Source organism: Komarekiella delphini-convector SJRDD-AB1, assembly GCF_014831675.1.
In the GTDB taxonomy this organism is placed as follows: domain Bacteria; phylum Cyanobacteriota; class Cyanobacteriia; order Cyanobacteriales; family Nostocaceae; genus Komarekiella.
Genome location: NZ_VJXY01000152.1, coordinates 1 through 2359, shown reverse-complemented (window position 1 = coordinate 2359; position 2359 = coordinate 1). Strand labels below are relative to the sequence as shown.

General features: G+C 43.2%; 4 protein-coding genes. 2 read left to right on the top strand and 2 right to left on the bottom strand.

The window, feature by feature from the left end:
- Nucleotides 1-67: 67 nt before the first annotated feature.
- Nucleotides 68-871 (bottom strand): sensor histidine kinase, encoded by an 804-nt coding sequence (locus FNW02_RS37915; RefSeq protein ID WP_225226325.1) that lies wholly within the window; start codon nt 869-871, stop codon nt 68-70.
- Nucleotides 792-1352, bottom strand: a complete 561-nt coding sequence (locus FNW02_RS39420) for a hypothetical protein (protein ID WP_225226323.1) — start codon at nt 1350-1352, stop codon at nt 792-794. The genes FNW02_RS37915 and FNW02_RS39420 overlap by 80 nt, the downstream gene beginning before the upstream one ends.
- A gap of 187 nt (nt 1353-1539) precedes the next feature.
- On the opposite strand from FNW02_RS39420, the gene FNW02_RS37910 reads away from it, so the two are divergent.
- Together FNW02_RS37910 and FNW02_RS37905 are read left to right on the top strand one after the other, a co-directional pair.
- The gene (locus FNW02_RS37910; RefSeq protein WP_191762593.1) at nt 1540-1707 is read left to right on the top strand and encodes a hypothetical protein; all 168 of its coding nucleotides are present in this window, start codon (nt 1540-1542) and stop codon (nt 1705-1707) included.
- Nucleotides 1708-1755: 48 nt separating this feature from the next.
- A partial coding sequence (locus FNW02_RS37905; protein WP_191762592.1) for a sigma-70 family RNA polymerase sigma factor occupies nt 1756-2359 on the top strand: 604 nt, incomplete at its 3' end.

Sequence of the window (2359 nt, the reverse complement as noted above, 5' to 3'; positions counted from 1 at the left end):
CATTGTTTTCAGCCCTTGGCAAATCAGGCTTTGATCATCCACAATTAACAGACTAATCATAAATCAACTAGCTAGACGACACTTCTGGCACGGTAGTTGTTAGAGGTATTTCCACCTGAATTCGACAGCCTTTTCCTAGTTCTGTCTTTAAGGTAAATGTACCCCCCAGTACAGCAATTCGCTCCTGTATCCCTTGCAGTCCAAATCCTTTGCCAATAGAGTTACTCCGTTCAAACCCACGTCCATTATCTACCACAATCAGCCGTACGATTTCGGACGTTACCTCAATTTTTACCGTCACCGCTGTTGCCTGAGCGTACTTAGAAATATTGGTTAGCGCCTCCTGAATAATTCGGTATAGTGCATTCACGATCGCAATAGACACCGACGCATTACCTATTCCTGTTGTCTGCTCTACGATCTGCATTTGCGTTTCAATGCCAGTTCCCTGCCGAAAATCATCGACCACAGCGGCGATCGTCTCAGTCAAAGATTGCTCTGCTCGATTTTCTTCACGCAATGCCTGCACCGATTTTCGTACCTCTTGCATGGCAATCACGCCCAGCCGTCGAGCTTGCTGCAAAAAGGGTTCTACCCGGTCTGGCTGCTGTTGCCAGAGCATCACTGCTGTTTGTAGCTGCACATTCAATGCTGTCAGCGCGTGTCCCAAAGAATCATGAATATCACGAGCAATTCGATTGCGCTCTTGGGCAGCTGCTAACTCTTCTGCCTGGGAGGCATACTGCCGAAGTTGCTGATGCGCTGTCGCCAGTTCCTCTTGGGTCTGGCGTTCAGACAACAGCGTACTGACTAGCATTAGCACCAGGAACAGCCCCAACCCAAACATCAACGTTTCGGCAAACAGATGCATCCAAAATTGCTCCTCTAGTTGGGGTACGAACACTGTCATGTTCTGCACGTATATAATCTGATGCTTCAAAAACAGCACGAGCAATATTCCGCCAATTGCCCAACGTCCGCTCGTACTGAACATGAAGCAACTGCGAATAAATACAATCAGGTACAGCGTCGGCAAAATGTGCAGATATCCCAGCACTGTTCCATAGAAAATTAAACCTATTTCGGCAAGGGTGTAGAGGATTTTGATAGGCGATTTGCCCATTGGCAGCATCCATCCCATGATGCAAAGCAAAAGTAAAACGGAAATATGCTGGAGAGGTAAGCGCCGACCAGCGATCGCTTCTAATACGGCTAAGGAACCGCAGCTTGCAAGCATGACCCACTCGGTATATACCAGAAAGCGGAATGGATTGGGCTGTAATTTGAGACGAGATATCATAAGACGATCGCAACGCAAAGATTTTATTCAAAAATACTGTCAATAGTTTCAAATTGCCATACCCCTTTCGTTACTATCTGGCAACAATCTCAACGAAAGTCGTGGTTGGACTATACAATTCGTTGAGTCAAAATACGAGACGTTCTTCAGATGTTTTCAGTAAGGGTGAATGCCTAATATAAAGTTATTAGCTTGAGCAAGGAGATATAGACAGCGTTAATCTTGTTATCGAAGCAACTATGGATGATCCTAATTTGAGACAGATTATTGCAGAAATCAATTTACTCTATCAGGAACAAGAGCAATTAATACCGATTGATACAGAAGGGAAAGCAATTATTCTTTTACTCCATAATCACTTGTTTATTACTTCTGAAATTGATAAAAAAACCCAAAACTATTTATGAACAAGAGATGTCAATAGTGTTATAGAAAATAACAATTATTTACTAACAATGAATCAAAAACATTACGCGATATCTCATTGCAATCTAATCAAAGAAAAACCAGATGAACAGCTAAAATACCTAGTTACACAAGCTTGTGGATACCTACCTGGAAGCCAAGAGCGTCAGAAGCTACTCACGCAAATTATTCGCTTGACTTCTAGAAAACTATGGAAGGAAAGCACTCCTTACTATCAAGATGCACTACAACAAACTTGGTTGTATTTCTGTCGCAATGTTTGTGAAGGTTTAACAGGTCAAGTCTATGACCCTACTTGTGGTAGTGTAATCACTTGGCTAAATGCTTACCTCAAACACAGACTACAAGATTTTGACATCAACCAGCGCCGGGAACAAGCCACAACAGTCTTTTTCAGACATCACCAGTCTACCTCAGGTGACAGAAGTGAAACTATTGACCTCATAGATAACTTGCCTGCCCCCGCCCAAGTACCTCCGATTTTGGAAAACTTAGAGATATGGGTCAATACAGACTCAGACGGAGAACTGCGTCATACTTACATTAAAGGGCGTCCAGATGTGAATTGTCAGGTGTTGATTCTCAAACGCCTACCCCCAGAAATTAGTTGGAGAGAATTGTCCGAGGAATTTG

Coding starts and splice junctions, on each gene's coding strand:
- FNW02_RS37915 (WP_225226325.1), bottom strand. CDS start 871: ATGCATCTGTTTGCCGAAACGTTGATGTTTGGGTTGGGGCTGTTCCTG.
- FNW02_RS37910 (WP_191762593.1), top strand. CDS start 1,540: ATGGATGATCCTAATTTGAGACAGATTATTGCAGAAATCAATTTACTC.